The organism is Microbacterium maritypicum MF109 (assembly GCF_000455825.1).
GTDB classification, from domain to species: Bacteria; Actinomycetota; Actinomycetes; order Actinomycetales; family Microbacteriaceae; genus Microbacterium; species Microbacterium maritypicum_A.
In genome coordinates this window covers 500,491-519,032 of record NZ_ATAO01000206.1, presented here as the reverse complement: position 1 = coordinate 519,032, position 18,542 = coordinate 500,491, and the positions used below count along the sequence as shown (strand labels likewise).

Here is an 18,542-nt window from a genome sequence, read left to right as displayed (position 1 = left end):
GGGAAGCACATGGGTTCAGGACTCCTCGTTTGGCTGACGGCAGTCACCTCCCTGATCGTGGCAGCAGGGTTGGTCCTGGTGCTGGGCGTTGTATTGGCACGCAAGGCCGCCTCGTGGAAGATCCGACGCGACGAGGGCGTCCTGGCATACGACGACACCACGATCACTTTCAAGCGCACTCCCGAGAGTGCGCATCCGGGAACTTTCGTTGTGCACTTTCCGAACGGTGCCGCTCAAGTCGGTGACATCGTCGATTCAGACGGGCGTCGCATCACGCGCACCATCATCCGGCAGCGAGGAAGCCTCGCGGGTGTTCGGACGGTTCGGTGGGAAGGGGAGACGCACTTCAGCCCAGACGAAATGGGAGAGCACTCCGAGATCACAATCCAGGGACCGCTTGGACCGTGTCCTGCGTGGCAGTTCGGGCCAGACGGCGTCGACACGTGGTCAATCCACATCCACGGGATTCGGGCGGATCGGCACAACGCGGTCCGAAGCGTCCCGGCGGCAGCAGCCGCAGGCCACACAAGCCTGGTCGTTTCGTACAGAGGAGACGCGGACACCCAGGCAGCCCGGGGACGCGCTGCATCACTTGGAACGTCGGAATGGGCTGACGTAGACGCCGCCGTCAAGTACGCTGTCGCCCGCGGCGCCAGGCGAGTCTTCCTTTTCGGCTGGTCCATGGGCGCGTCCATAGCGCTCCTGGTCGCCGAGCGCAGCGAGCACCGCAACTCCGTCGCCGGACTCGTGCTCATATCCCCGGCATCGGATTGGCGAGGCATCATCGCACACGGTGCAGCGCGCCGACGACTCCCCGTCACTGCGGGGCTCCTAGGACATCTGATGCTTTCCAACCGGTACCTCAGCCAACTCGCTGGCCTCACATCTCCAGCCAACTTCCAAGACCTGGACTGGACGGTCCCTGGACGCCTCTCGATTCCGACCTTGGTCATCCACTCGCCGGGGGACCGGACCGTGCCATTCACTATCACGAAGCAGTTCGTTGAGGCTGGTGGCGACAAGGTAACGCTCTACACGGCGCCTGACGCGGACCATTCCTGGGAGTACAACGTCGATCCCGACGGCTTCGACGCTGCGGTCGCGAGCTGGCTAGCTACCGTCGCGTAGCCCACTGCGAGCTGGTTACGGAGCGCCGGGTATGTGACCTGCATGAACTGCAACGGCATGTGCTTGACCGGCAGCGACCTCGGTGAGCCAGGTGACCTGGTCGCGTATCCGCACCCGGAGTGCCCGGTTCACAACCGCATCCTTTCGGCGTTCATCGAATCCGGCGGTAGTGCGGACCTGTGGGCCGGAGAGCTCGAGCGATGGCAGATCGGGCTTCCGTCGCCGTGGGCGGAATCCCGCCGGCTCGCCCCGGTCACGGATTCGTTCATGGAAGCGACCATCCTGATGATCCGTCTTCACGCTCATCGGGAGCAGGCAGCATGAAGCTCCCAGTCCTGACTCCTCGGATGATGACTGTCCTCACGGGGATCGCGATTTTCACGGCTTTGGCGCCCGCGACTGTCATGGCCGCAGCACCGACAGTGATCTGGCTGGATGGCGTCACCTCCGACACCGGTCCAGGACTCTGCTCCTGGATGATCCTGCTCGCAGCTTCCCTGACGGCTCTGGTCGGGTTGCTGGCCTGTCTCGTGGTGTGGGGATGGCCGTTGGCCATCATCTTCCTCGCTGTGCGAGCGATTCGCGCCCTCAGACGGCGGTTCCCGCGAGCGAGACGAGCGAACGCCGACAAGGACCATGACAGGCCTGATCGGATGTCGCAGCACACGAAACGCCCGAACGCTCGTTGAAACGGGCGCTACGGGGCGGAGAGACGCGTATTCCACTGGCTCACGGAACTCGAATGTGGGTTCCCGGCCAGGATCTGGTTGATCAAGTGAGGTACGCCCGGCAGGCGGCCGTGAGCGGCCTCCTGCATCATCTTCGCGTTGCGCGGGGTATGTGAAGGCCATGCAACAGAGCCGCGCGGAACGGTACCTGAGCCCGCTGCGCTATCCCGGAGGAAAGGCGTCCATCGCGCCGATGCTCGGCGACATGTTCACCGGGCAGATGAGCGAGATGCCCATCGAGATCTGGATAGAGCCCTTCGCTGGCGGCGCCGCGCCGCACTCAACCTGGTAGAACGCGGTGCCGTCGACGAAGCGTGGCTCGTCGACGCGAATCCGGCGATCGCCGCGTTCTGGGCGACTGTACTGGCCGACGGTGAGCATCTCGCGACCCAGGTCGAGCGGACTGCCCCGACGATGCGCCTCTGGGAAGACTCTCGGACGCTCCTCGAAGCGGACAGCGACGTCGACACCTACGAGCTCGCATTCGCTGCGTTCATCGTCAACCGCTGCTCCCGATCCGGCATCATCGCACCTCGATCAGGGCCCATCGGCGGCCGTGATCAGAGTGGCCGATGGACGATCGCGTCACGGTTCAACGGGCGCGCTCTCGCGGATCGCATTCGTCGAGTCCACGCGCTGCGTTCACGCCTGCGGTCCCACCACGCGGACGGCATCCGATTCGTCGAGGACGTCGACGAGGCGGGGATAGGTGACGAGGTCGTCTTCTTCGTCGACCCGCCCTACATTCGCGAGGGCAACCGGCTCTACGCACACGGCATGGACCGCGCTGCCCACCAGCGACTCGCCAACGCTCTCAACCGCACGGCCTCACGATGGCTGCTCACCTACGACAACCATCCCGACGTCACAGACCTCCTCTACCCGGAGCGGCGTGTCATCCCGTTCGGCATCCGGAACACCGCGAACCGCGCACGGCAGGCTACAGAACTCGCGGTCCTCAGCGACAACCTCAACGCGGACACTTTCAATCTGCCGGACGTGCCGAGGGGAACGATCGAAGGCCTTCCCGCAACCCGAGCGAGCGCCGGGTATGGGAAGGAGGACACCCGCCTGCCGATACCGTGAGCTGAGGAGGACCCATGTCGACGGCTGAAGACTCGAACTCGGACAAGGCCCGCCGCCGGGAACGCGCGTGCCGCGATCTCGTCACCGCGACTCGGTGGCTCGTCGCGGCAGGAGCCGCACTGGTGGTCAGCGTCGCCGCCATACCCGTGCTCGCGCTTCTCTTTCCGACGGCCCCGCTGATCATTCCCCTCCCTCCAACGATCGCGTTGACCCTCCTGGCGTTCGCCTGGAACCAGTTCTCGCTCCGGCGGAGGAATCTCGAATGGGCCGAGGATGATGTCAGGTTCTACGGCAACGGCGCTGCATGAGCACCTTGCATGAGCTCGGTGGCCAACACCGGCATCGTGGCCACCGAGCACGGCTTCAGGATCCGCACCACCGAGACCTATCTCGTAGAGGTCCATCGGGCGTTGTTCAACTGGCGCCTGGTCCTTCATGTCCACGGCATCGAGTGCTCGCCGTCGAGCGCCGAGCATCCGTACGGCGTGTGCCCGACCCTCGAGCACGGATACTGCTACTTCGGGCTCGGACTGGAGAGCCTCGCGCGGGCGGTCTCCGCCGGCCTCGACTGGCAGGACCCGCTCCGCACCGACCCGGCAGGATTCGATCGGAAGGCGTTCTGATGGGCGCGGCCTCGAAACCCCGGCGGACACCGTGCGCAAGCTGCCCGTACCGGACCGCGGTCGCGAGCGGCATCTGGCATGAAGAGGAGTACGCCAAGCTCGAACGATACGACCTCGACATGGCGGACCAGCCCGCGGCCGTCTTCGTTTGCCACCAAGGGACGCGAGACGTCTGCGCGGGATGGCTTGGCCACCGAGACCCCGCCGATCTGCTGGCGGTCCGTCTCGGGGTGATCAGCGGTGACATCGACGCCGCATGTCTCACGTACGAGACACGCGTGCCCCTGTTCCCCTCCGGCGCGGAGGCCGCCACTCACGGGCGCCGCGAGATCGAACAACCCGGCGAGAAGGCGGTCACCACGATCACGAAGATCATCCGTGTTCGCGCAGGTTCTGCCGAAGGCCCCGTGCAGACATGAACACCCGCGCTAGGCGCGCACCGTCACGAGTTCGTCCCAGTGGGTGGTCGCGCGCTTGGTGAGCATCTCGCGCTTCATCTGCCACGACGGCCCCGGACGCATCCCGCCCCATCCGAGCCCGAGCGCCTCCTTTCCGGCCTTCTTCTGCACGCTGTCGATGATGCCCGCGATGCCCGCGTCCTCGTGCGGGGCTCGGAAGGGCTCCAGTGGCAGGTGCACGTCGGCAGGTAGGAGATCGACCATCATAAGTCCCGCTCGGGCATACCGACTACCGTCCTGGATGTAGGGGAGCAGCTGGTGAGCTGCCCGGGTGAGCTCGACGGGATCTGCTGTCGGAAAGGGCAATCGGGCCGTCACCTGCGGGTAGTACTTCTGCTCCGCGAAGTGAGCAGCGCCGGCAAAGGCCACGAGCGTCTTGCCGACCTGATGGTGTCGGGTGAGGCGCGACGCCATCTGCTGGGCGTAGATGCTGAGTGCCTGGCGGATGCCGTTCACCGTCGTCACCTTCTCGCTGAACGACCTGCTGACGATCAGCTGATCCGTCTTGCCGGTACGGTCCTCTTCCGGACCGATGCACGCGACGCCGCGCAGCTCCAGAGCCGTTCGCATCACGGTGACGTTGAACTGCTTCCGGATGAACGTCGGATCCGCCGCCGCGAGATCCCAGATCGACTCGATACCGAGAGTGCGCAGCCGCTGCTCGAGCCGCGACGCGATGCCCCAGACTTCGGAGACAGGGAGGCTGCGCATCAAGCGCTCCCGCCACTCCGGTCGGGTGGCTGGCCAGACGCATACCCCGCCGAAGACATCGAGCTTCTTGGCACACCGGTTCGCCAGCTTGCTCAACGTCCGGTTCGGTGCGATCCCCACGCACACGGTCACGCCGATCAGGCGCCGGACCTCCGAGCGGACCGTGCGCCCCAGGTCGGTCATCGCCTCGCAGTCCGCTGACGTGCGTCGGTCGATCGTGAGGAAGGCCTCATCGATGCGATAGATGTCGACCTCGCTCGCGAACCGCTCCAGGACTCTTACTGGTAGGTCCGATTGTTGAAGAGTGCACTTTTCGCGCACTGTTCGTCGATGATGCGGGGGTCACGCGCGAAGGTCATTGGCGGCCCCTGCCCGAGCACAGTAGGTGAACATCCCGGTGACAAGTCATCACGGACTCGTGGAATGATTCGATCGATGTCAATATAGAAGCATGTCGAATCAAGAGGTCGAGTTGGTCATCGTCGGGTCCGGTCCCGCGGGGTACACCGCGGCGGTTTACGCGGCGCGTGCGGGTCTCGCGCCGGTGGTGATCGCGGGCTCGGTGACCGCGGGTGGCGCGTTGATGACGACGACGGAGGTGGAGAACTTCCCGGGCTTCGTCGACGGCGTGCAAGGCCCGGAGCTGATGGACTCGATGCGAGCGCAGGCCGAGCGGTTCGGCGCCGAGATCGTGTACGACGATGCGGTCCGCCTCGATCTCGACGGCGGTGTGAAGACCATCGAGACCGGCGCCGGGCTGACGTACCGGGCGCGGGCGGTGATCCTCACGATGGGTTCCGCGTACCGCAAGCTCGGCCTTCCCGAGGAAGAGCGCCTGTCGGGGCACGGTGTGTCGTGGTGTGCGACGTGTGACGGGTTCTTCTTCAGGGAGCAGGAGATCGTCGTTGTTGGCGGCGGGGATTCCGCGATGGAGGAGGCGCTGTTCCTCACCCGGTTCGCGTCGAAGGTGACCGTGGTGCACCGCAGGGGCGAGTTCCGGGCGTCGAGGATTATGGCGCGGCGCGTGCTGGATGACCCGAAGATCGAGGTCGCTTGGAACAGCGAGGTCGCCGCGATTCTCGGCGATGAGCAGGTCGCCGGGCTCGCGCTGCGCGACACGATCACCGGGACTGAGCGGAGGCTCGACGCGACGGGGGTGTTCGTCGCGATCGGGCACGACCCGCGCTCCGAGCTCGTGACCGGGCAGGTCGAAACCGACGCGGACGGGTACGTGCGAGTCGCGCACCCGTCGACGCGGACGAACTTGGCCGGGGTGTTCGCGGCCGGGGATCTCGTCGACCACACGTACCGGCAGGCGATCACCGCCGCAGGCACCGGTTGCGCAGCCGCGCAGGACGCCCAGCACTACCTGTCGAACCTCGCACCCGCCACCGTTTCCGCACCTGTTCTGGAGGTCTCCGCATGAGTACCGTCACTCCCGTCACCGACGCTACTTTCCGGGCGGAGGTGCTCGAGTCCGAGCTGCCTGTCGTGGTCGACATCTGGGCGACCTGGTGCGGCCCGTGCAGGGCGATCGCCCCGATCCTGGACCAGCTCGCCGGCGAGTACGCGGGGCGGGTGAAGATCGTGAAGGTAGACGCCGACCAGAACCCCGAGACCGTGACCGCGGCCGGCGTGACCTCGATCCCGACCCTTGGCTTCTACCGGGCCGGGGAACGTGTGGACGTGCTGATCGGCGCGCACCCGAAACCCGTCTACGTCGCGAAGATCGAGGAGTTGCTCGCATGACCGACACCCTGACCCGCACCGCCCCGAAACGGCTCTCCACCCTCGACAAGTGGCTGCCGCTCTGGATCGGCCTCGCGATGGTCGCAGGCCTCCTGCTCGGCCGTTTCGTGCCCGCCATTTCAGACGCGCTCTCTGCCATGGAGGTCGGCGGGATCTCGATCCCGATCGGGCTGGGCCTGCTGGTGATGATGTACCCGGTGCTCGCGAAGGTCCGCTACGACAAGGTCGCCGCCGTCACCGGAGACAAGAAGCTCCTCGTCTCCTCGCTGCTGCTGAACTGGTTCGTGGGGCCCGCGGTCATGTTCGCGCTCGCCTGGGTCTTCCTGCCGGATCTGCCGGAGTACCGGACCGGGCTGATCATCGTGGGTCTCGCCCGCTGCATCGCGATGGTCGTGATTTGGAACGATCTCGCGTGCGGTGACCGGGAGGCGACCGCTGTGTTGGTCGCGATCAACTCGGTCTTCCAGGTCGTGATGTTCTCGGTGCTGGGCTGGTTCTACCTGACCGTGCTGCCGGGCTGGCTGGGGCTGGATGCGCAGGGGCTGGAGATCTCGGTCTGGCAGATCGCCCTGAACGTGCTCGTGTTCCTCGGGATCCCGCTCGTCGCGGGCTTCGCGTCCCGCTTCATCGGCGAGAAGCGCAAGGGGCGCGACTGGTACGAGGAGAGGTTCCTCCCGAAGGTCGGGCCCTGGGCGCTCTACGGACTGCTGTTCACGATCGTGCTGCTGTTCGCCCTACAGGGCAAACAGGTCACCTCCCACCCGATGGACGTCGCCCGCATCGCGCTGCCGCTGCTGGTCTACTTCGCGCTGATGTGGTTCGCCGGCATCCTGCTCGGCAAGGGGCTCGGTCTGGGTTATGCCCGGTCGACGACGCTCGCGTTCACCGCGGCGGGAAACAACTTCGAGCTCGCGATCGCGGTGGCGATCGGCACGTTCGGCGCCGCCTCCGGGCAAGCGCTCGCCGGGGTCGTCGGCCCCCTCATCGAAGTACCTGTGCTCGTGGGCCTGGTCTACGTCTCGCTCTGGGCTGCGCGAGCCTGGTTCCACACCGACCCCTACGCCACCACCGCCGAATCGAGGACGTCATGACCGACGCTGCTGTCATCGCCGACGCCGACGCGTGCGCCCCGTCCACGGCGCACGCCATCGGGACTGAGGCCGCGGCCACCGTGGCCGGCGCGCTGAAAGCGCTCGCTGACCCGCTGCGGCTGCGGATGCTCTCTGCGATCGCGACCGACCAGCGCGGCGAGTCCTGCGTATGCGACCTCGCGGACCTCGCCGAGGTGTCGCAGCCGACCGTCTCGCACCACTTGAAGGTGTTGAAGGAGACCGGGATGCTGCTGTCCGAGCGGCGCGGCACCTGGGTGTACTACCGCGTTGCCCCGGGCAAGCAGCGCGCCGTTGCAGCCCTCCTCGACGCGTTCGCTCCCGCCGCTGCCGTCACCGACGAGCCCGAGGACACCGCAGCACGGGCCGAGGCCTTGCAGCAGATGGACGCCCGGGTGACCCGTCTCGCGGAGGAGCTCGCGGACGAGCTGACCGGTCTGAACCGGGACCTCGTGATCGCGATCGTGCGCGAGTCCTACGCCGGCCTGGTGCGTTCGGCGAAGCTGACGGCGCACATGATCCCGCTGACCGAGCGGTTCGCCCGGCAGCGCCTCGCCGACCTGGCCAGGGACCGCTCGTCCGGGGTGCCGCAGGTGCTGTTCGTCTGCGTGCAGAACGCGGGCCGCTCCCAGCTCGCCGCCGCCATCGTCAACCGGCTCGCCGACGGCCGCGTGGTCGCACGGTCCGCGGGCTCCGCCCCGGCGGCGGACGTGCACCCGCACGTGCGCTCGCTGCTCACCGAGATCGAGGGCGAGCAGGAGGCCGATACAGCATTCCCGAAACCCCTCACCGACGACGCCGTGCGCGCGGCCGACGTGGTGGTCACCATGGGCTGCGGGGACGTCTGCCCGATCATCCCCGGCGTCCGCTACGAAGACTGGGCCGTCGGCGACCCGGCCCTGGCCTCCCCGGAAGGGGTCGACGCGATCCGCCACGACATCGAGGCCCGCGTCCGCGATCTCCTCGCCACCCTCACCGACTGAAAGAAGCGAAAAACCATGACCGACCAGAAGCCCTCAGTCCTCTTCGTCTGCGTCCACAACGCCGGCCGCTCGCAGATGGCCGCAGGCTGGCTCCGCGAGCTCGCAGGCGACCGCGTCGAGGTCCGATCCGCCGGATCCATGCCCGCCGACCAGATCAACCCCGTCGCCGTCGCGGCCATGCGCGAGGAGGGCATCGACATCACCACCGAGCAGCCCAAGGTGCTCACCACCGAAGCAGTGCAGGACTCCGACGTCGTGATCACCATGGGCTGCGGCGACGCGTGCCCGTTCTTCCCGGGCAAGCGCTACGAGGACTGGAAGCTCGACGACCCGGCCGGACAGGGCATCGAGTCGGTGCGCCCGATTCGCGACGACATCAAGGCCCGCGTCGAGACTCTCCTCGCCGCACTGCTCGTCTGAGGAGCTGCGAGCACCGGAGGGGCAGAGGCCAATGGCCCTGCCCCTCCTCTCTCTATCGAGATGCGCCTCGCATCTCTATCGAGATGCGCCTCGCAGCGCTGCTTCGATCTGCTCCTGCGTGGGCGCTCCGGCAAACCCGCTCTCGGTCGCATACACCCGGCACGCGAGCGAGCGAACCGGGGCCGTCGGAAACAAGTCGACGCCATCGAGGAGGATCGTGGGCGAGCCTCCGAACGGAGCATCCGCCACCTCGGCCTCGGTTCGGATCGTCACCAGCTCGACAGGAACGGCCCCGAGCCCGAGAGCATCCAGCGCCGCGCGCGCGTTGGCTTCGGCGATTGCCGTGTTCGGGCAGTCGACGATGTGCAGCAGTTCGACCTTCATGCGGTCGGCTCCTTCCGAGTCCGGGCGGCGCGCAGGCCGTTGAGGATCACGACGACCTCCGCGATCTCGTGCACCAGAACCACCGCGGCGAGCCCCAGGACGCCGAAAAGGGCCAGCGGCAGCAGCGCGGTGATGATCAGCAGCGACAGGATGATGTTCTGGTTGATGATGTGCCGTCCGCGTCGGGCGTGGTCGAACGCGCGCGGCAGCAGCCGCAGGTCATGGCCGGTGAAGGCCACGTCGGCGGTCTCGATCGCGGCATCGGAGCCGGTCGCCCCCATCGCGATGCCGATGTCGGCGGCAGCGAGGGCGGGGGCATCGTTGATGCCGTCGCCGATCATCGCGACCGACCCCTTCGCACCGAGCTCTGCGATCGCTGCGGCCTTGTCCTCGGGACGCAGCTCGGCGCGCACGTCCTCAATCCCGGCCTGGGCAGCGAGTGCGCGGGCGGTGCGGGCGTTGTCGCCGGTGAGCATCGTGACCCCGACACCCTGGGCGGCGAGGGTGCGCACGACCTCGGGCACCTCGGCGCGCAGCTCGTCGCGCACGCCGACCGCGGCGACGGGCGAGCTGTCGCGGTGCACGATCACGACCGTCATGCCCTGCTCCTCCAGACCCGCGACCCGGTCGCCGAGGCTCCCGGCGGCGAGCCAGCGGGGGCTGCCGACCGTGATCCGGGCACCGTCGAGCTCGCCTTCGATGCCGTGGCCGGCCTGCTCGGTCACGCCTTCCGCCGCGGGGGCATCGGGTGCGGCGGCGGTGATCGCGGTGGCGAGAGGGTGGGTGCTGTGCTGCTCGAGCGCGGCCGCCCAGACCAGCGCCTGCTGTTCGGTCACGCCGTCGGCGGTGAGCACGGCGGTTACGGCGGGCTGGTTGCGGGTGAGGGTGCCGGTCTTGTCGACGGCGACGTGGCGGATCACGCCGAACCGTTCGAACACGGCACCGGACTTGATGATCACGCCGAACTTGCTCGCCGATCCGATCGCGGCCACCACAGTCAGCGGCACCGAGATCGCCAGCGCGCACGGTGACGCCGCGACCAGCACCACGAGGGCGCGGGTGATCCACAGCTCCGGGTCGCCGAAGAGCGATCCGATGAGGGCGACGAGGGCGGCGAGGATCAGCACGCCAGGCACAAGCGGGCGGGCGATGCGGTCGGCAAGGCGGGCGCGGTCGCCCTTCTCTGCCTGCGCCTTCTCCACCAGGTCGACGATCGTGGTCAGCGAGTTGTCCGTGCCTGCCGCGGTCGTCTCGACCTCCAGCGCCCCGGCGGTGTTGATCGCGCCCGCTGAGACCACGTCGCCGGGCTCGACCTCGACCGGGATCGACTCGCCCGTGATCGCGGAGGTGTCCAGGCTGGAACGTCCCGTGCGGACGATGCCGTCGGTCGCGATCCGCTCACCCGGGCGCACCAGCATCAGCTGACCCGCCCGGAGATCCTTCGCCGCGACCTCGACCGAAGCTCCGTCACGGCGGATCGTGGCGGTCTCCGGGACGAGCTTGAGCAGCGCCCGCAGCCCGCCGCGGGCGCGGTCCATCGCCTTGTCCTCCAGCGCCTCGGCGATCGAATACAGGAACGCCAGCGCCGCGGCCTCCTCGACATACCCGAGGATGACGGCGCCAATCGCGCTGATCGTCATCAGCAGCCCGATGCCGAGCTTGCCCTTGAAGAGCTTCCGAATCGCGCCCGGAGTGAAGGTCGACGCGCCCAGCAGCAGTCCGATCCAGAACAGCACCAGCGCGGGGATCTCGACACCGGACCACTCCAGGATCAGACCGGTGAGGAAGGCGACGCCGGAGAAGACCGGGACCATGATCCCGCGGTCCCTCCACCAGGGGCGTTCCGCTTCCGCGGCCTCCTCGCCGGTCGCGGTCTCAGGCTCGTCATGCTCGCAACCGCACGCCGCGCTCACTCGCCTGCTCCCGTCCCACAGCAACCCGGCACCGTGCACTGGGCGTCCAAGCACGGGGCGTGCTCGTCCACGGCCAGCGTGACGTCCACGAGCGCGGTGAGCGCCGCCGCGAGGTGCGGATCGGCGATCTCGTAGCGGGTCTGCCGCCCTTCCGGCTCGGCGACCACGATGCCGCAGTCGCGCAGGCAGGTCAGGTGGTTCGATACGTTCGAGCGAGTCAGCTCCAACTCGCGCGAGAGAACGGCCGGGTAGCTCGGCCCACCGAGCAAAGTCATCAAGATTCGGGAACGTGTCGGGTCCGCCATCGCTCGGCCGAGCCGGTTCATGACGTCGAGACGGGAAGCAATAGTCAGCATGCACTGATCATACAGTGGCAACTGACTGGTCGAGAGCTGGATGACGATAGTGCAAGGATGGAGCATCCTGGCCGCGGGCGGATCGCCGTGTCTTGACGCCATAGCTCGTCGTTGCGCTCGCTATCAACGAGTCGTTGTGCCCGCCATCAATGAGATCGAGTGGCCATGCGCTTCCCCGAAGCCTGCCGCCGGAGCTGGTGTCAATGCTCGGCGCGGTGGAGGTGACCCAGGTGGCGAATAGCGTCATCGAGCAGTTCACTCACATGATCGTCGTACAGGACGTACTGAACGCGTCGGCCGTCGCGACGTCCGGATACCAGGCTCAGGTGCCGGAGCAGTCGTAAGTGATTAGATACGGTGGTCTGCCCCGCTTCCAGTAGCTCGCAGAGTTCGGTTACGGTTCTCGGTCGGGCGTGCAAAGAGGTGAGAATGCGCAGCCGTAGCGGCGAAGCGAGGGCCTGCATGATCTCGGCTAGCCGTTCCGCTTTGGCGTTCGTCAGCTCCAAGCTGCCTCGCGCTGCCGGCTTCGGTTGTGGGGGTCCTGGCGTCGCCATTCGATCATGAGAATCATTCACAGCATCAAGATATCACGATATTGTGATGTAATGTGGAGGCATGTCCACAACCGAGAGCACCGTGAGTTCTTCTGAAGAGACCCGTGACCACGCCCACGGGTCCGCGCGCTGGGAGCTCTGGTTCGCCATAACCTCCGGAGTCACTTACGCAGGCGGAATGATTTCCGAGTACGCTCTAGGGCTGCCCATGATCGGGTGGCCGCTGGCCTTCTTCCTCGCGACCTACTTCTTCGGCGGGTACTTCACGATCCGCACCGCGATCTCGTCCACGCTGCGAGGGAAGTTTGAAGTCGACTTCCTCATGCTGGTGGCCGCGATAGGCGCCGCGCTCATCGGCCGGTGGGCAGAAGGCGCGGTTCTGCTCTTCCTGTTCAGTCTCGGTCATGCGCTTGAGGAGTATGCGCTCAGTCGGGCGAGCAAATCGATCGAGGCGTTGGCCGAGCTCGCGCCTCGAAGCGCGCTGGTGCGACGCGGGGCGGGAGAGCCTGTCGAAGTGCCGGTGGAGGACGTCGTCGTCGGTGACATCGTCGTCATCCGTCCGAACTCACGGGTCCCCTCTGACGGGTTCGTGATCGCGGGCAACTCCGCCGTGGACCAGTCAGCTGTGACAGGGGAATCGATTCCGGTCGAGAAGGAGCCGGTGACGGACGCGGAGCGCGCAATGCGGATGCTCGACACCCTGCCGCCCGCGAATCGAGTATTCGCGGGCACCGTGAACGGGTCGGGTGTCCTGGAGATCGAGGTGACAGCGGCCTCTGCGGACTCCACGTTGAGCAAGGTCGTCGAGCTCGTCCGAAACGCCGATCAGGCCGCATCTCCCACACAGCAGTTCATCGACCGGTTCCAGCGCTGGTACGTGCCCGGAGTGATCGTCGGCGTCGTCGTGACCTTGCTCATCGCGATGTTCGGTTTCTCGCAGCCCTTCGCAGATGCCTTCTACCTGGCGATGACGATACTCGTTGCCGCCAGCCCGTGCGCTCTTGCCATCGCGACGCCCGCCGCAGTGCTTGCCGGTGTGGCGCGGGCCGCCCGAGCCGGTGTTCTGGTCAAGGGCGGGGGTCCTCTAGAGACACTGGGACGAGTCAAGGCGATGGCCTTCGACAAGACCGGAACGCTGACCTGGGGCGCCCCTCGCGTCACCTCCCTCGTCCACGCGGACGACACGACGGAAAAGGAGCTGATCGCCTCGCTCGTCGCTGTCGAATCGCTGAGCGATCACCCGCTCGCCACCGCCATCGTCCGTGACCTTGCCCCGCGCCTGGTAGACGGAGAACAGCTCGTGGCAGACGACCTGAACGCGGTCATCGGACGCGGGGTCACGGCCACCGTCGGCGGGCAGCGCGTCGAGGTCGGTAACCTCCGTATGTTCGAGGAGCAGCAGCTGAAGCTTCCCACCGCGCTGGCCGAGGCATATCAGAGTGCCCGAGACTCCGGCCAGACGCTGATGATCGTTCGGCGCGGGGATGCCTTCCTCGGTATCGTCGGCGTCATGGACACCTCCCGTGCGGAGTCCGCACAAGTCCTGCTCGCCCTTCGGGGAGCCAACGTGGGCCAGCTGGTTATGATCTCCGGTGACAACCAGCGCGTCGCCGATGCCGTCGGGCGAGAAGTCGGAGTCGACACTGCGATCGGCGAGCTGCTCCCCGAAGACAAGGTGGCCGAGATCACTCGCCTCGCCGAGACCCACCGCCCCATCGCGATGGTCGGAGACGGCGTCAATGACGCACCAGCGATGGCACGCGCCGACGTCGGAATCGCGATGGGAGCCGCGGGATCGACTGTCGCTCTCGAGACCTGCGACATCGCGCTGATGAGCGACGACCTCGGCCGGGTGCCCTTCGCTGTACGCCTGAGCCGGGCGACGAGCCGGATCATCCGGCAGAACCTCATCGCCAGCCTCGCGATTGTCGCATTCCTGATCCTCGCAACGTTCCTGGGTCTCAACATCGGCGCTGTCGTTCTCATCCATGAGGGATCCACGCTGATCGTCGTCGTCAACGCCCTCCGCCTCCTCGGATTCGAGAAGGGCAAGGAGCACGCCGGCATCGATCACGAGGACAAACCTGCAGGGTGACGTCGCAGTATCGCCGGTGTCCCGTGCAGGCGCCGCGAGACGTCTAGGCTGGAGAAAGGGGAGGATAAGCAGTACGAACGACTGCCATTTATGAACGACGGTGGCGTTCGTTCGTCTTGTACGCGCTGCTCGTTCACAGGTAGCCCACGATCAAACAGAGGTGATTGCGTGTCGAACGACGTGATCCTTCCCCATTTCGAGGACTGGTTCCGTTTCGAGCTCGCCTGGGCGTCGCCAATCGTGACGCTCACGACCGTGGTGTTGTGCGGATGGTATTTGCGTGGCGCGATCCGGCTGTGGGTGAACGGCCGCAGATGGTCGATCCCGCGGACTCTCTCGTTCGTCCTCGGCTGCACACTGATGTTTGTCATCGCGACCTTCGGTGTGAACCGTTATGCGAACCTTTCTATCACCGCGCTGATGTTCCAGCAGATCACCGCGATGACCGTCATCCCGCCGCTTCTCATAGCCGGTTCACCTGGACGGCTGCTGTTGCGCAGCACACCGCATCGCGGCGCTGGGCGAGCGCTGCTTCAGCTTGCGCACCGGGGCCTTCGATCGCGTTGGACGCGCGCCCTGTTGCATCCGCTGATGCCGATCGCGATAGCTCTCGCTGTGTTTCCTGTCCTGTACCTCACGGATACCATCAGCGTCATCATGACAACGAGGATCGGCGCCGACCTCCTCCTCGCCTTCTTCCTGATCGCGGGCGTCGTCGCGGCCGTACCGCTATGGTCCTCGGATCCGCTTCCGCGCGCACCTTCGTTCCCTGCGCGCCTGATCGACATCTTCGTGGAGGTCCAAATCCATGCCGTCCTCGGCCTCATCCTGATTCGTGCCGGTGCTCCGCTGTTCACTGCCTACGCGAGTGAGCTCCAGGGAGCAGACCCGATGTATGACCAGGCTGTCGCCGGCATGCTCCTGTGGACCTACGCGGAGTTGCCGCTTCTCATTGTGCTCATCGTTTGTCTGTCGAGATGGCACAGTCGAGACCGTCGGCGCGCACGCCTGAACGAATCCCGCGAGGACGCGGAGCTGGAACAGTACAATGCCTACCTTGCGCAGATCGATCAGCGCGGGCGGTCGTGACGGCAGAACACACATGGGGCCGCGGACTGATTCCTGCTTAGCAGGTTATTGATCACCCGGGAGAGTGGTGTTTCGGTGCGGCGCTGACGTTGTCCGATGGGTTGACACGCGATCATTGAGGCGACAGCACTCCCGGAACGTGAGATCCTCGCAATCGCCAGTGGTCTCGCCCGTTCGAGTACGACGACCCTCGAAGGATCACCGTGAACGAAAGGCACGCAACAGGCGGGACTGCCGCGGCCGCTCAGGATTGTGGTTGCGCTCCCACTGCCGCAGAGCGTGACTCCCTCTGGGGGAAGAGCATTACTCGGCGAAGTCGGTGCGCTCGGCGCCGTCGCCTTTGCTGCATTCGGCGTGACCTCTGGCGTGTCCGCTGCGTACGCGGCCTCCTATCCCAGTTGGGATGATGTGCAACGCGCAAAGAACAACGAGGCCGCCAAAGCGGCCGAGGTGACGCGCATTGAGGGCCTGATCCAGTCTCTGATCCAGAAGGTCGCGGAGACGGAAGCCGCTGCGAAGACCGCGTCCGACGAGTTCTTTGCAGCGCAGCAGGAGTACTTCGAAGCGATCACGGAGGCCGAGTCTCTGCAAGCTCAGGCGGACGAACAGGCCAAGATTGCCGATGAATCCGCGCGCCGAGCGGGTCAGGTCGCAGCCCAGCTCTACCGGAACGGGGGCGACGACACTGTCCTTGAGCTCTTCTTCTCCGGCTCCGGCGCTAACGCCGATGAGCTCTTGTCTCGGCTGGGGACGATGGAGAAGTTCCTCGAGTACAACCGGTCGATCTACGACAAAGCGACCTCATCACGCAACGCCGCCCAGTCCCTGTCGGATCAGGCGCAGGTGGCGCGTGACGAACGTGACCGTCTTCAACAGATCGCTGAACAGAAGATGGAAGCAGCCCAAGAGGCGGCGGAGGCAGCGCAGCTCGCGCTCGATGAGCAGGCCGCGAACCTTGACACGATGAAGGCTCAGCTCGCTGCGCTGAAGGACGCGACGACCAAGACCGTCGCGGACTACCAGGCCGGCGTCGCTGCACGCGAGGCCGAGGAGCGAGCCCGCCGGGAACGCGAGGCGGCCGCGGCCGCGGCAAACGGCGGGGGCCATGGGGGAGGCGGCGGAACCGCGGGGAGCGGCGGATGGGTCCGTCCCCATGGAGGGGCTCGCAGTTCGAGCTATGGTCCTCGAACGCCGATGTGCGGGCCTCAGGGATGTTCGTCGAGCTATCATTACGGCGCGGACCTTGCCAACGGATGCGGCGCGGCGATCTACGCAGCCAACTCGGGAACAGTGGACTACTCTGGCGCCAATGGTGGCTACGGAAACTACGTCCGCATCCAGCATGGCGGCGGTGTCAGCACCGGATACGCGCACATCAGGCCCGGGGGGGATCATTGTGCGACGCGGCCAGTGGGTCAACTCAGGGGAAGTGATCGCCTATGCAGGTGATACGGGCCGTTCCTTCGGTTGCCACCTGCACTTCGAGGTGTATATCAATGGCGGGTACACGAACCCCATCAGGCTCATGGAAGACCGCGGAGTGTACATCTGAGTCTCGGTCCCTGGGATTAGCGATCGTTTCCCAGACCTCCTTGATGCAAGCCGAGGGAGCGCCCGCCCTTGTTCGCGGTGTGGGGCGGGTTTCCAAGTCCCATAGTCTCGCAGATAGGCGCATAGTCTCGCAGATAAGTGGCTCATCGCAATCCGGGGTGTAGTTGGGGTTTGAAGCCTCCGGCTTCGAGCAAGCTGCGGGCGATGTAGTTCCTCTGGTTCCGGAAGCCGAGGGCGCTGCCGCGGAGGTGCTCGAGGCGGCCGTTGATCGCTTCGGTGGGGCCGTTCGAGGTGCCAGGCCGGTCGAAGAAGGCGAGCACGTCGATCGCGCGCTGCTTGAGGGTGCGGCCGAGGCGGCGGATCTCGACGAGCGCGCCGGGGACGCCGCTGGTGACGGCGTCGATGACCGCGTGCATCATCTCCTTCCCCTTCCGCTTGTCGGGTTCCCGGTAGGCGGCGACGATGCGCTGGTGGGACTGCTGCCACGATAGGTGACACCTGATCTATGGTGCCGAGTGGCGCTGCTGGGAGGATGTCATCATGCCCAAGCCCTATCCCCGTGAGTTCCGCGACGATGTCGTTCGGGTGGCCCGTCAACGCGAGAGCGGTGTAACGATCCGGCAGGTCGCTGCCGACTTCGGGATCAGTGAGACGTGCCTGCAGAACTGGCTCCGTCAGGCCGATGCTGAAGACGGCGCGAAGCCCGGCGTGACCCGGGCCGAGACTGACGAGGCCCGCGCGTTGCGCAAACGCGAGCGGCTGTTGGAGCAGGAGAACGAGGTGCTTCGCCGGGCGGCGGCGTACTTCGCTCAGGCGCATCTGCCGGGAAAATGAGTTACCCGCTCGTGACAGAGCTCGCCGGCGACGGGATCCCCGTCGCGGTGACGTGCCGGGTCCTCAAGCTCTCGCGTCAGCCCTACTACCGGTGGCTCGCCGACCCCATCACGAATGCTGAACTGGTGGAGGCGTATCGGGCGAACGCACTGTTCGACGCGCACCGCGACGACCCCGAGTGCGGGCACCGACTCCTGGCGGACGAAGCCCGCGACGCCGGGGAGTCGATGGCGGACCGGACAGCGTGGAAGATCACGTCAGCGAATGGCTGGTGGTCGGTGTTCGGGAAGAAGCGCGGCAAGAACGGCAAGAAGCCCGGCCCTCCGGTTCACGGTGACTTGTGCGCGGTGACTGACGAGAACGGACGCACCCGACACGAGTTCACCGCTGACAGGCCGAACCGGCTCTAGCTGACCGACATCACCGAGCACCGAACCGGCGAGGGCAAGCTCGATCTCTGCGCGGTCAAGGACGTCTTCTCGGGCAAGATCGTCGGCTACTCGATCGACTCGCGGATGAAGTCCCGGCTGGTCGTGAACGCGATCAACAACGCCGCCACGCTGCGCGGTGACGTCGCCGGTTGCGTGGTTCACAGCGACAGGGGCAGTCAGCTCCGCAGTCGGAAGGCCATCCGGAGGCTGGCCCGCCACCACATGGTCGGATCGATGGGCAGGGTCGGCGCAGTCGGCGATAACGCCGCGATGGAAAGCTTCTTCGCGCTGCTGCAGAAGAACGTCCTCAACCGGCGTGTCGGAATCGCGTTGAGGTGAC

25 protein-coding genes and 1 pseudogene are annotated in these 18,542 nt (G+C 66.3%); 19 read left to right on the top strand and 7 right to left on the bottom strand.

Going from position 1 to position 18,542, the window contains the following annotated elements:
* The first annotated feature begins 9 nt into the window (after window positions 1-9).
* From L687_RS0121885 to L687_RS36730, 3 genes are read left to right on the top strand one after another with little or no spacing between them, the layout of a single operon-like run.
* The gene (locus L687_RS0121885) at window positions 10-1,128 is read left to right on the top strand and encodes an alpha/beta hydrolase (protein WP_152525925.1); all 1,119 of its coding nucleotides are present in this window, start codon (window positions 10-12) and stop codon (window positions 1,126-1,128) included.
* A 42-nt stretch (window positions 1,129-1,170) separates the two neighbouring features.
* On the top strand, window positions 1,171-1,452 hold the full coding sequence (locus L687_RS36735) for a hypothetical protein (protein WP_021200842.1): 282 nt from the start codon (window positions 1,171-1,173) through the stop codon (window positions 1,450-1,452).
* Between the two features lie 23 nt (window positions 1,453-1,475).
* A complete protein-coding gene (locus L687_RS36730; RefSeq protein WP_167540704.1) occupies window positions 1,476-1,817 on the top strand; it encodes a hypothetical protein in 342 nt (113 codons plus the stop codon).
* 201 nt (window positions 1,818-2,018) lie between these two features.
* On the opposite strand, the gene L687_RS42540 is transcribed toward L687_RS36730, so the two are convergent.
* Window positions 2,019-2,237, bottom strand: a complete 219-nt coding sequence (locus tag L687_RS42540) for a hypothetical protein (protein ID WP_152525923.1) — start codon at window positions 2,235-2,237, stop codon at window positions 2,019-2,021.
* A 33-nt stretch (window positions 2,238-2,270) separates the two neighbouring features.
* Between L687_RS42540 and L687_RS36725 the strand changes: the two genes are divergently transcribed.
* From L687_RS36725 to L687_RS36710, 4 genes are read left to right on the top strand one after another with little or no spacing between them, the layout of a single operon-like run.
* Window positions 2,271-2,942: a DNA adenine methylase gene (locus L687_RS36725; protein WP_021200839.1), complete on the top strand. Its 672-nt coding sequence runs from the start codon at window positions 2,271-2,273 to the stop codon at window positions 2,940-2,942.
* A gap of 14 nt (window positions 2,943-2,956) precedes the next feature.
* Window positions 2,957-3,250, top strand: a complete 294-nt coding sequence (locus tag L687_RS36720; protein WP_021200838.1) for a hypothetical protein — start codon at window positions 2,957-2,959, stop codon at window positions 3,248-3,250.
* Between the two features lie 9 nt (window positions 3,251-3,259).
* Entirely contained in the window at window positions 3,260-3,565 is a 306-nt protein-coding gene (locus L687_RS36715) for a hypothetical protein (RefSeq protein WP_021200837.1), read from the top strand.
* Complete coding sequence (locus tag L687_RS36710) at window positions 3,565-3,984, top strand: DUF6283 family protein (RefSeq protein WP_021200836.1); 420 nt, start codon at window positions 3,565-3,567, stop codon at window positions 3,982-3,984. Before L687_RS36715 ends, L687_RS36710 begins: the two co-directional genes overlap by 1 nt.
* Window positions 3,985-3,993: 9 nt before the next feature.
* Here L687_RS36710 and L687_RS36705 read toward each other — a convergent pair whose 3' ends face one another.
* Window positions 3,994-5,055, bottom strand: coding sequence for a DinB/UmuC family translesion DNA polymerase (locus L687_RS36705; protein ID WP_046398985.1), 1,062 nt, complete (start codon window positions 5,053-5,055; stop codon window positions 3,994-3,996).
* 130 nt (window positions 5,056-5,185) lie between these two features.
* On the opposite strand from L687_RS36705, the gene trxB reads away from it, so the two are divergent.
* From trxB to L687_RS36680, 5 genes are read left to right on the top strand one after another with little or no spacing between them, the layout of a single operon-like run.
* Window positions 5,186-6,160 carry a thioredoxin-disulfide reductase gene (gene trxB / locus L687_RS36700; RefSeq protein WP_021200834.1) on the top strand — a complete coding sequence of 325 codons (975 nt, stop codon included), beginning with the start codon at window positions 5,186-5,188 and terminating at the stop codon, window positions 6,158-6,160.
* Window positions 6,157-6,483, top strand: coding sequence for a thioredoxin (gene trxA, locus L687_RS36695; RefSeq protein ID WP_021200833.1), 327 nt, complete (start codon window positions 6,157-6,159; stop codon window positions 6,481-6,483). The genes trxB and trxA overlap by 4 nt, the downstream gene beginning before the upstream one ends.
* Entirely contained in the window at window positions 6,480-7,574 is a 1,095-nt protein-coding gene (gene arsB, locus L687_RS36690; protein ID WP_021200832.1) for an ACR3 family arsenite efflux transporter, read from the top strand. The genes trxA and arsB overlap by 4 nt, the downstream gene beginning before the upstream one ends.
* On the top strand, window positions 7,571-8,575 hold the full coding sequence (locus L687_RS36685) for a metalloregulator ArsR/SmtB family transcription factor (protein WP_021200831.1): 1,005 nt from the start codon (window positions 7,571-7,573) through the stop codon (window positions 8,573-8,575). The genes arsB and L687_RS36685 overlap by 4 nt, the downstream gene beginning before the upstream one ends.
* A 15-nt stretch (window positions 8,576-8,590) precedes the next feature.
* On the top strand, window positions 8,591-8,995 hold the full coding sequence (locus L687_RS36680) for an arsenate reductase ArsC (protein ID WP_021200830.1): 405 nt from the start codon (window positions 8,591-8,593) through the stop codon (window positions 8,993-8,995).
* A 75-nt stretch (window positions 8,996-9,070) separates the two neighbouring features.
* Here L687_RS36680 and L687_RS36675 read toward each other — a convergent pair whose 3' ends face one another.
* From L687_RS36675 to L687_RS42235, 4 genes are all read right to left on the bottom strand, one after another.
* A complete protein-coding gene (locus tag L687_RS36675; RefSeq protein WP_021200829.1) occupies window positions 9,071-9,379 on the bottom strand; it encodes a hypothetical protein in 309 nt (102 codons plus the stop codon).
* The gene (locus L687_RS36670; RefSeq protein WP_021200828.1) at window positions 9,376-11,292 is read right to left on the bottom strand and encodes a heavy metal translocating P-type ATPase; all 1,917 of its coding nucleotides are present in this window, start codon (window positions 11,290-11,292) and stop codon (window positions 9,376-9,378) included. The genes L687_RS36675 and L687_RS36670 overlap by 4 nt, the downstream gene beginning before the upstream one ends.
* Window positions 11,289-11,648: a Cd(II)/Pb(II)-sensing metalloregulatory transcriptional regulator CmtR gene (gene cmtR / locus L687_RS0121880; RefSeq protein WP_031207772.1), complete on the bottom strand. Its 360-nt coding sequence runs from the start codon at window positions 11,646-11,648 to the stop codon at window positions 11,289-11,291. Before cmtR ends, L687_RS36670 begins: the two co-directional genes overlap by 4 nt.
* 200 nt (window positions 11,649-11,848) lie before the next feature.
* Complete coding sequence (locus L687_RS42235) at window positions 11,849-12,112, bottom strand: ArsR/SmtB family transcription factor (RefSeq protein ID WP_235045248.1); 264 nt, start codon at window positions 12,110-12,112, stop codon at window positions 11,849-11,851.
* A gap of 268 nt (window positions 12,113-12,380) precedes the next feature.
* Between L687_RS42235 and L687_RS36665 the strand changes: the two genes are divergently transcribed.
* From L687_RS36665 to L687_RS43330, 4 genes are all read left to right on the top strand, one after another.
* Window positions 12,381-14,297 (top strand): heavy metal translocating P-type ATPase, encoded by a 1,917-nt coding sequence (locus tag L687_RS36665; RefSeq protein WP_235045241.1) that lies wholly within the window; start codon window positions 12,381-12,383, stop codon window positions 14,295-14,297.
* 168 nt (window positions 14,298-14,465) lie between these two features.
* Window positions 14,466-15,386 (top strand): cytochrome c oxidase assembly protein, encoded by a 921-nt coding sequence (locus tag L687_RS36660; protein WP_021200824.1) that lies wholly within the window; start codon window positions 14,466-14,468, stop codon window positions 15,384-15,386.
* 354 nt (window positions 15,387-15,740) lie between these two features.
* Window positions 15,741-16,835 carry a M23 family metallopeptidase gene (locus L687_RS41635; protein ID WP_323131863.1) on the top strand — a complete coding sequence of 365 codons (1,095 nt, stop codon included), beginning with the start codon at window positions 15,741-15,743 and terminating at the stop codon, window positions 16,833-16,835.
* Window positions 16,738-16,938, top strand: a complete 201-nt coding sequence (locus L687_RS43330) for a M23 family metallopeptidase (protein ID WP_373695052.1) — start codon at window positions 16,738-16,740, stop codon at window positions 16,936-16,938. Before L687_RS41635 ends, L687_RS43330 begins: the two co-directional genes overlap by 98 nt.
* Window positions 16,939-17,080: 142 nt before the next feature.
* Here L687_RS43330 and L687_RS41955 read toward each other — a convergent pair.
* Window positions 17,081-17,410: pseudogene (locus L687_RS41955) on the bottom strand (transposase); the annotation flags it as partial.
* A 67-nt stretch (window positions 17,411-17,477) separates the two neighbouring features.
* Here L687_RS41955 and L687_RS43030 point away from each other — a divergent pair.
* The 3 genes from L687_RS43030 to L687_RS42525 are packed head-to-tail and all read left to right on the top strand — an operon-like array spanning window position 17,478 to window position 18,541.
* The gene (locus tag L687_RS43030; RefSeq protein WP_021200822.1) at window positions 17,478-17,771 is read left to right on the top strand and encodes a transposase; all 294 of its coding nucleotides are present in this window, start codon (window positions 17,478-17,480) and stop codon (window positions 17,769-17,771) included.
* On the top strand, window positions 17,768-18,181 hold the full coding sequence (locus tag L687_RS42530) for a hypothetical protein (protein ID WP_021200821.1): 414 nt from the start codon (window positions 17,768-17,770) through the stop codon (window positions 18,179-18,181). Before L687_RS43030 ends, L687_RS42530 begins: the two co-directional genes overlap by 4 nt.
* On the top strand, window positions 18,182-18,541 hold the full coding sequence (locus L687_RS42525; RefSeq protein WP_152525922.1) for a DDE-type integrase/transposase/recombinase: 360 nt from the start codon (window positions 18,182-18,184) through the stop codon (window positions 18,539-18,541).
* Window position 18,542: the final 1 nt, after the last annotated feature.

Coding starts and splice junctions, on each gene's coding strand:
- trxA (WP_021200833.1), top strand. CDS start 6,157: ATGAGTACCGTCACTCCCGTCACCGACGCTACTTTCCGGGCGGAGGTG.
- L687_RS43030 (WP_021200822.1), top strand. CDS start 17,478: ATGCCCAAGCCCTATCCCCGTGAGTTCCGCGACGATGTCGTTCGGGTG.
- L687_RS42530 (WP_021200821.1), top strand. CDS start 17,768: ATGAGTTACCCGCTCGTGACAGAGCTCGCCGGCGACGGGATCCCCGTC.
- L687_RS36685 (WP_021200831.1), top strand. CDS start 7,571: ATGACCGACGCTGCTGTCATCGCCGACGCCGACGCGTGCGCCCCGTCC.
- L687_RS36730 (WP_167540704.1), top strand. CDS start 1,476: ATGATGACTGTCCTCACGGGGATCGCGATTTTCACGGCTTTGGCGCCC.
- L687_RS42540 (WP_152525923.1), bottom strand. CDS start 2,237: ATGCTCACCGTCGGCCAGTACAGTCGCCCAGAACGCGGCGATCGCCGG.
- L687_RS36735 (WP_021200842.1), top strand. CDS start 1,171: ATGAACTGCAACGGCATGTGCTTGACCGGCAGCGACCTCGGTGAGCCA.
- L687_RS42235 (WP_235045248.1), bottom strand. CDS start 12,112: ATGCAGGCCCTCGCTTCGCCGCTACGGCTGCGCATTCTCACCTCTTTG.
- L687_RS36675 (WP_021200829.1), bottom strand. CDS start 9,379: ATGAAGGTCGAACTGCTGCACATCGTCGACTGCCCGAACACGGCAATC.
- L687_RS36680 (WP_021200830.1), top strand. CDS start 8,591: ATGACCGACCAGAAGCCCTCAGTCCTCTTCGTCTGCGTCCACAACGCC.
- L687_RS36720 (WP_021200838.1), top strand. CDS start 2,957: ATGTCGACGGCTGAAGACTCGAACTCGGACAAGGCCCGCCGCCGGGAA.
- L687_RS36710 (WP_021200836.1), top strand. CDS start 3,565: ATGGGCGCGGCCTCGAAACCCCGGCGGACACCGTGCGCAAGCTGCCCG.
- cmtR (WP_031207772.1), bottom strand. CDS start 11,648: ATGCTGACTATTGCTTCCCGTCTCGACGTCATGAACCGGCTCGGCCGA.
- arsB (WP_021200832.1), top strand. CDS start 6,480: ATGACCGACACCCTGACCCGCACCGCCCCGAAACGGCTCTCCACCCTC.
- L687_RS0121885 (WP_152525925.1), top strand. CDS start 10: ATGGGTTCAGGACTCCTCGTTTGGCTGACGGCAGTCACCTCCCTGATC.
- L687_RS36665 (WP_235045241.1), top strand. CDS start 12,381: ATGATTTCCGAGTACGCTCTAGGGCTGCCCATGATCGGGTGGCCGCTG.
- L687_RS36715 (WP_021200837.1), top strand. CDS start 3,260: ATGAGCTCGGTGGCCAACACCGGCATCGTGGCCACCGAGCACGGCTTC.
- trxB (WP_021200834.1), top strand. CDS start 5,186: ATGTCGAATCAAGAGGTCGAGTTGGTCATCGTCGGGTCCGGTCCCGCG.
- L687_RS36725 (WP_021200839.1), top strand. CDS start 2,271: ATGCGCCTCTGGGAAGACTCTCGGACGCTCCTCGAAGCGGACAGCGAC.